This is a genomic window from Actinomadura montaniterrae, assembly GCF_008923365.1.
Classification (GTDB): domain Bacteria; phylum Actinomycetota; class Actinomycetes; order Streptosporangiales; family Streptosporangiaceae; genus Spirillospora; species Spirillospora montaniterrae.
This window is the reverse complement of record NZ_WBMR01000123.1, coordinates 21,900-28,574: the sequence shown is the minus strand read 5'-3', so window position 1 is coordinate 28,574 and position 6,675 is coordinate 21,900. Positions and strand designations below refer to the sequence as shown.

Annotated in this window: 7 protein-coding genes; 5 read left to right on the top strand and 2 right to left on the bottom strand. The window is 73.9% G+C overall.

All coding sequences use genetic code 11. The features are described from left to right. The 4 genes from F9B16_RS32045 to F9B16_RS32030 form a co-directional block, all read left to right on the top strand. Window positions 1-1,006, top strand: a 1,006-nt coding sequence (locus tag F9B16_RS32045) for an ABC transporter permease (protein WP_404800529.1), incomplete at its 5' end; no start/stop codon positions are given. 61 nt (window positions 1,007-1,067) lie between these two features. Then, the gene (locus F9B16_RS32040) at window positions 1,068-2,132 is read left to right on the top strand and encodes an ABC transporter substrate-binding protein (RefSeq protein ID WP_151543958.1); all 1,065 of its coding nucleotides are present in this window, start codon (window positions 1,068-1,070) and stop codon (window positions 2,130-2,132) included. Window positions 2,133-2,181: 49 nt separating this feature from the next. Beyond that, on the top strand, window positions 2,182-3,330 hold the full coding sequence (locus F9B16_RS32035) for a Gfo/Idh/MocA family protein (protein WP_225992125.1): 1,149 nt from the start codon (window positions 2,182-2,184) through the stop codon (window positions 3,328-3,330). Next, window positions 3,330-4,334, top strand: a complete 1,005-nt coding sequence (locus F9B16_RS32030; RefSeq protein ID WP_151543957.1) for a sugar phosphate isomerase/epimerase family protein — start codon at window positions 3,330-3,332, stop codon at window positions 4,332-4,334. The genes F9B16_RS32035 and F9B16_RS32030 overlap by 1 nt, the downstream gene beginning before the upstream one ends. A 143-nt stretch (window positions 4,335-4,477) precedes the next feature. Here the strand turns inward: F9B16_RS32030 and F9B16_RS32025 are convergent, their stop codons facing one another. Then, window positions 4,478-5,332 (bottom strand): TIGR03619 family F420-dependent LLM class oxidoreductase, encoded by an 855-nt coding sequence (locus tag F9B16_RS32025; RefSeq protein WP_151543956.1) that lies wholly within the window; start codon window positions 5,330-5,332, stop codon window positions 4,478-4,480. 81 nt (window positions 5,333-5,413) lie between these two features. Between F9B16_RS32025 and F9B16_RS32020 the strand changes: the two genes are divergently transcribed. After that, window positions 5,414-5,908: a MarR family winged helix-turn-helix transcriptional regulator gene (locus F9B16_RS32020; RefSeq protein WP_151543955.1), complete on the top strand. Its 495-nt coding sequence runs from the start codon at window positions 5,414-5,416 to the stop codon at window positions 5,906-5,908. A 10-nt stretch (window positions 5,909-5,918) separates the two neighbouring features. Here F9B16_RS32020 and F9B16_RS32015 read toward each other — a convergent pair whose 3' ends face one another. Then, window positions 5,919-6,626: a cupin domain-containing protein gene (locus F9B16_RS32015; protein ID WP_318839268.1), complete on the bottom strand. Its 708-nt coding sequence runs from the start codon at window positions 6,624-6,626 to the stop codon at window positions 5,919-5,921. Between the last annotated feature and the right edge of the window lie 49 nt (window positions 6,627-6,675).

Genomic DNA, 6,675 nt, shown 5'->3' with positions numbered 1-6,675 from the left:
CGCCGCGGCGGGCGGAGCCTGGGCGAAGGGGCCGCTGCGGCCGCTGCGGCGCGCCGGCGCGGGCCGCGGGCCCGGCGAGTTCCGGCACCTCGGGCTGGTCGCCGCGCTGGCGCTGCTGGCGGTGGTCGGGGTGATCACCGAGCCGGACAACTTCCCGACCTCCGGCAACCTGGTCGGGATCCTGGCGCTGGCCGCCACCATCGGGGTGATCACGGTCGGCCAGACGTTCGTGATCATCGGGGGCGGGATCGACCTGTCGGTCGGGTCGGTGATGGCGCTGGCGTCGGTGTGGGCGACGACCGTCGCGACGCAGTCGTACGGCCCGGCGGTGATGGCGCTGTGCGCGATCCTCGTCGGGACGGGCGCGGGCGTCGTCAGCGGCCTGCTGATCTCCTACGGCCGGATGGTCCCGTTCATCGCGACGCTGGCGATGCTGGTGTCGGCGCGCGGGCTGGCGCAGCGGATGTCGGACCGCAAGACCCAGCTGATCCGCCCGGAGAACGACGCGATCGAGTCGCTGTCCACCACGAAGGTGCTCGGGCTGCCGCTGGTCGTGTACATCTTCGCGGCCGTCGCGGTCGCCGGGTGGGTGCTGCTGAACCGCACCACGTTCGGCCGCCGCACGTTCGCGGTCGGCGGCAACCCGGAGGCGGCGCGGCTCGCCGGCATCGACGTCCGGCGGCACACGCTGCTGCTGTACGCGCTGTCGGGGTTCTGCTGCGGCGTTGCCGCGATCATCATCATGGCCCGCACCACCACCGGCTCCAGCACCCACGGCGACCTGTACGAGCTGGACGCGATCGCCGCGGTGATCATCGGCGGGACGCTGCTGACCGGCGGGCGCGGCACCGTCGCCGGGTCGATCCTCGGCGTGCTGGTGTTCACCGTCATCACGAACCTGTTCATCCTGAACGGCCTGCAGACCAGCGACCAGCTCATCGCCAAGGGCGTGATCATCGGAATCGCGGTGCTGCTGCAGCGCCGCGGCCTGCGCTCGCCCACCTGACCCGCTCGCCCCCCGACCGGCGCGCCCCCCGCCCCCACCCCCCGGAAACCAGGAGCACGTCATGCGCGACCAGAGCACCCGCCCCACCCGCCGAGGCGTCCTGTTCGGCGGCGCCGCAGTCGCGGCCGGAGCCCTCGCGACCGCCTGCACCAGCAACAAGGAGAAGGACGACCCCGCCCCGGCCGCGCAGACCGGCGCGCTCGGCGGCGACAACGACAAGCCCGGCAAGCAGGTCACCATCGGGTTCTCCGCGCCCGCCGCCGACCACGGCTGGACGGCCGCGATCGCGAAGAACGCCGAGGCGCAGGCGAAGAGGTACAAGGACGTGACGTTCAAGCCCGTCCAGCCGACCAACGACATCAACCAGCAGATCTCCGCGGTCGAGTCGCTGATCTCGGAGAAGGTGAACGTGCTGGTGATGCTGCCGAACGACGGCGAGCAGCTGAACCAGGTGGCGCGCAAGGCGATGGACGCCGGCATCCCGGTGATCAACCTGGACCGGGTGTTCCCCGACAAGCTGTCGTACCGGACGTGGATCGGCGGCGACAACTACGGCATGGGCGTGTCCGCCGGCCACTACATCGGCAAGAAGCTCAAGGCCAAGGGCGTGTCGAACCCGGTGATCGTGGAGATCCAGGGGATCGCGACGCTGCCGCTCACGCAGGACCGCAGCAAGGGGTTCGCGGACGCGCTGAAGTCGTACGGGTACTCCGTGACCGCCAAGCAGGACGCGAAGTTCACCGTCGAGACCGGCAACCAGGTCGCGTCGAACCTGCTGCAGGCGCACAAGAAGATCGACGCGCTGTGGAACCACGACGACGACCAGGGCGTCGGCGTGCTCGCCGCGATCAAGCAGTCCGGCCGCAAGGAGTTCTTCATGGTCGGCGGCGCCGGGTCCGCGAACGCGATGCGGGAGATCAAGGCGGGGAACGGGGTGCTGGAGGCGACCGTCACCTACCCGCCGACGATGGCCGCGTCCGCGGTCCGGCTGGCCCGGTTGCTGGCGCAGGGCAAGGGCATGGCCGACCTGGTGGAGCTGGAGCCGCCGCAGTCGATCACGCTGGCGTCGGAGACCGTCACCCGCGACAACGTGAGCCGCTACCTGCCGCTCGGCTTCGAGTCCTGAGGCAGGGCCGCGCGCCCGCCGGCGATCCCGGCGGGCGCAGTACAGAGAGGTGAGCACATTGACCACCGTCGGAGTCGGGATGGTCGGGCACGCGTTCATGGGGCGCGCCCACTCCCAGGCATGGCGCAGCGTCGGGCCGTTCTTCGGGCCGCCGCTGACCCCGGTGATGGCCGCTCTCGCCGGACGCGACGCCGGACGGGCCGCCGAGGCCGCCCGCACGCTCGGGTGGGCGTCGTCGGAGGGCGACTGGAAGCAGCTGCTGCGCCGCGACGACGTGCAGATCGTGGACATCTGCACGCCGGGCGACGCGCACGCCGAGATCGCCGTCGCGGCGCTGGACGCGGGCAAGCACGTCCTGTGCGAGAAGCCGCTCGCGAACTCGTCCGCGGAGGCGGAGGAGATGGTGGCGGCGGCGGAGCGCGCGCGGGCGAACGGCGTCCGGTCGATGGTCGGGTTCAACTACCGGCGCGTCCCGGCGGTCACGCTCGCCCGCAACCTCGTCGCCGGCGGGCGCATCGGGACCGTCCGGCACGTCCGCGCGCAGTACCTGCAGGACTGGCTGACGGACCCGGAGGCGCCGTTCAGCTGGCGGTTGGACCGTGACAGGGCCGGGACGGGCGCGCTCGGCGACATCGGCGCGCACATCATCGACACCGCGCAGTTCATCACGGGGCACGCGCTCGTCGGGGTGTCGGCGGTGATGGACACCTTCGTCCGGGAGCGCCCGGCGCCCGGCGGCGGCACGGCCGAGGTCACGGTCGACGACGCGGCGCTGTTCGTCGGCCGAACCGACGGCGGCGCGCTCGCCTCCTTCGAGGCCACCCGGATGGCGACCGGGCGCAAGAACGCGCTCCGGATCGAGGTCAGCGGCTCGTCCGGCGCGCTGTCGTTCGACCTGGAGTCGATGAACGAGCTGTGGTTCCACGACGGCACCGAGGCCGCCGAGACGGCGGGGTTCCGCCGCATCGTCGTCACCGAGCCCGTCCACACCTACGCCCGCCAGTGGTGGCCGCCCGGTCACATGCTGGGGTACGAGCACACCTTCACCCACCAGGCCGCCGACCTGCTCACCGCGATCGCGGACGGCACCGACCCGACCCCGTCGTTCGCCGACGGCCTGCGGGTGCAGCGGGTGCTCGACGCGGTCGCGGCGAGCGCCGCGTCCGGCGGGTGGGCCGACGTCGAGGGGAGCCAGTGATGGCGCGACCGATCACCCTTTTCACGGGCCAGTGGGCCGACCTGCCGTTCGAGGAGGTCTGCCGGCTGGCGTCCGGCTGGGGCTACGAGGGCCTGGAGATCGCCTGCTGGGGCGACCACTTCGAGGTCGACAAGGCCCTGGCCGACGACGGCTACGTGCCGCGGAAGCTGGAGACGCTCGCCAAGCACGACCTCAAGGTGTTCGCGATCTCCAACCACCTCGTCGGCCAGGCCGTCTGCGACATCCCGGACGAGCGCCACCAGGCGATCCTGCCGGAGCGGATCTGGGGCGACGGCGAGGCCGAGGGCGTCCGGCGGCGCGCCGCCGAGGAGATCAAGGACACCGCCCGCGCCGCCGCGCGCCTCGGCGTCTCCACGGTCGTGGGGTTCACGGGGTCGTCGATCTGGCACACCGTCGCGATGTTCCCGCCCACCCCCGAGGCGATGGTGGAGCGCGGCTACGCCGACTTCGCCGACCGCTGGAACCCGATCCTGGACGTGTTCGACGAGGTCGGCGTCCGGTTCGCGCACGAGGTCCACCCGAGCGAGATCGCCTACGACTACTGGACGACCGTCCGGACGCTGGAGGCGATCGGGCACCGGCCCGCGTTCGGCCTGAACTTCGACCCGTCCCACTTCGTCTGGCAGGAGCTCGACCCGGTCGGGTTCCTGTTCGACTTCCGCGACCGGATCTACCACGTCGACTGCAAGGACACCAAGGTCCGCACCGGCGACGGCCGCCGCGGGCGCCTGTCGTCGCACCTGCCGTGGGCCGACCTGCGGCGCGGCTGGGACTTCATCTCCACCGGCCGCGGCGACGTCCCCTGGGAGGACGTCTTCCGCGCGCTCAACGCGATCGGCTACGACGGCCCGATCTCGGTCGAGTGGGAGGACGCGGGCATGGACCGCCTCCAGGGCGCGCCCGAAGCGCTGGAGTTCGTCCGGGCGCTGAACGCGATGGAGCCGCCGTCCGCCGCGTTCGACGCCGCCTTCTCGTCCGACTGACCCCCGGCTCGCGGCGCGCCCCCCCCTGTGGGCACCCCACGGGCGGCGCCGCGCGCAGCGTTCACCCGGCGCGCCGCCGCGCCGCGGCCCGGGCGCCCCCCCCCCCCCCGCCCCCCCCCCGCCCCGCCCCCGCCGCGCTCCTTTCACCCGGCCGGTGCGGCGCCGACCTCGGCGGGCGCGTGGGCCCGGACGAACCCCTCCAGCTCGTCGAGCGGGGCGCCCATCGGCGGGACGACGATGAGCCGGTCGACGCCCGCCTCCGCGTAGTCGCGGACGGACGCGGCGTCCGGCGGGCGCGGCGGCGAGACCGAGACGTGCGGGGGCCGGTCGCGGCCCGCCTCCCGCGCCGCCGCCCTCAGCCGCGCGATCGCGTCGGCGGCGGCGCGTCGGCCGAGCATCCAGCCGTACCACCCGTCGGCCTCGCGGACGGTGCGGCGGAGCGCCGCCGGGCCGTGCCCGCCCATGACCACCGGCACCGGGCGCTGCACGGGACGCGGGTGCGCGTCCACGCCGGCGAAGTCGGCGTGGCGGCCGTGGAAGGCGGGCGCGTCGTCGTACCAGAGCGACCGCATCGCGGCGAGATGCTCGCCGGTGCGTGTCCCGCGCTCGCCGGGCGGGACGCCGAGGGCCCGCAGCTCGGGCTCCAGGTAGCCGGCCGCCAGGCCGAAGACCAGCCGCCCGCCGCTCAGCACGTCGACGCTCGCCAGCTGCTTGGCCAGGATCAGCGGGTTGCGCTGCGGCAGGACGATGACGCCCGTGCCGAGCGCGATCCGCTCCGTGGCCGCGGCGAGGTGGGTGAGGGACACGACCGCGTCCAGGAACGGCGCCTCCGGGTCGAGCGGCGAGGGGTCGGTGCGGGGGCTCGGCAGGACGACGTGGTCGCCGGCCCACAGCGAGTCGTAGCCGAGCTCCTCGGCGAGGGCGGCGATCCGCGCGGAGGCGCGCGGGCCGGCGCAGGCGTGCAGGTTGAGCCCGTAGAGCCCGAGAGTCAGTGCCATGGCTCAATAGTTGAACTTTTCGATTATCCAGTCAACTGATGATCGATGGGCTGGATCCTCGAACTGCTATAGCCTGGCGGGATGGCGGAGGAGAGGCCCGTGCGCGGCGGGCTGCCGGCCGGGCTCGCGTCCGTGACCGGCTTCCAGCTGGCCAAGTGCGGCTGGTGGATGGAGCAGCGGCTGGAGGAGGCCCTCGAACCGCTCGGCCTCCGCGTCCGGCACTTCCTCGTGCTGGCGGCGCTCAGCTCGTCCGGCACGCTGTCGCAGCAGGAGATGGCCGGCTACCTGCTGCTCGACCCCACGCTGATGGTCGGCCTGGTGGACGACCTGGAGGAGCGCGGGCTCTGCGAGCGCACCCGCGACCCGAAGGACCGGCGCCGCCACTCCGTCCGCATCACCGATGACGGGCGCGAGGTCCACCGGCGGGCGCGCGCGCTGGCCGACGAGGTGGGCGCCGAGGTGTTCGGCCCGCTGACCCGGGACGAGCGGCGCACCGTCGCCGGCGCGATCGAGCGGGTGATGGAGCCGTTCTGGACCGAGCAGGCCGTCCGGCCGCGCCGCAGGACGGCCCGCTAGGGCTCGCTCGTCAGGGGCGGGCGCGGAAGTCGGCGAAGTCGAAACCGGGGGAGACCACGCAGCTCACCAGCACCTCCTCCGGTCCGGCCGGGCGGGCCGCCTGCCAGGCGCCGGGCGGGACGACGGCCTGCGGCACCTGCCCGGCCGCCACGTCGGCGCCCAGCGTGACCGTCTCCGGGGCGTCCGCCGGTTCGTCGCCGTCCCCGCCGAGGAGCAGCGACAGCGGGCCGCCGCGGTGCCACAGCCACATCTCCGCCGAGCGCACCGCGTGCCACATCGACTCCTCACCGGGCGGCAGCAGGAAGTAGATGCCGGTCGCGGTCGCCCGCTCGCCCGGGTAGCCCGCCGGGGCGAACGACACGTCCGACCGCCACGTCTCCCGGTACCAGCCGCCCTCGGGATGCGGGAGCAGGTCGAGGGCCTCGGCGGTGGCGGGACGGTCCAGCAGCGCGACGTGCCGGCCGTCCGGGCCGCGCCGCACGTACCGGACCTCCGTCGCGGCCGTCTTGTCGATGACGCCGCGCGGCGGCCGCAGCCCCGGCTCCGGATCCAGCGTCACCGCGACGAGCTGGCCGGCGCCGCCCCCGCCGTACACGTCGTCGGCGATGGCGAGCAGGTCGGGCTCGGAGTCGGGCGCCCACACGGCGCCCGCGTCGGACAGGACGAACCGGGGCCCGGGCTGGGCGCGCCAGCCGTCGAGCGTCGTCAGCAGCAGCACCGTCCAAGGCTAGTGCCGACCCGGCGAAAAATCGGTACGGGCGTCGGGT

What these genes read in the sequence shown, in the direction of transcription:
- F9B16_RS32040 (WP_151543958.1), top strand. Translation starts at nt 1,068, where the DNA reads ATGCGCGACCAGAGCACCCGCCCCACCCGCCGAGGCGTCCTGTTCGGC.
- F9B16_RS32030 (WP_151543957.1), top strand. Translation starts at nt 3,330, where the DNA reads ATGGCGCGACCGATCACCCTTTTCACGGGCCAGTGGGCCGACCTGCCG.
- F9B16_RS32025 (WP_151543956.1), bottom strand. Translation starts at nt 5,332, where the DNA reads ATGGCACTGACTCTCGGGCTCTACGGGCTCAACCTGCACGCCTGCGCC.
- F9B16_RS32020 (WP_151543955.1), top strand. Translation starts at nt 5,414, where the DNA reads ATGGCGGAGGAGAGGCCCGTGCGCGGCGGGCTGCCGGCCGGGCTCGCG.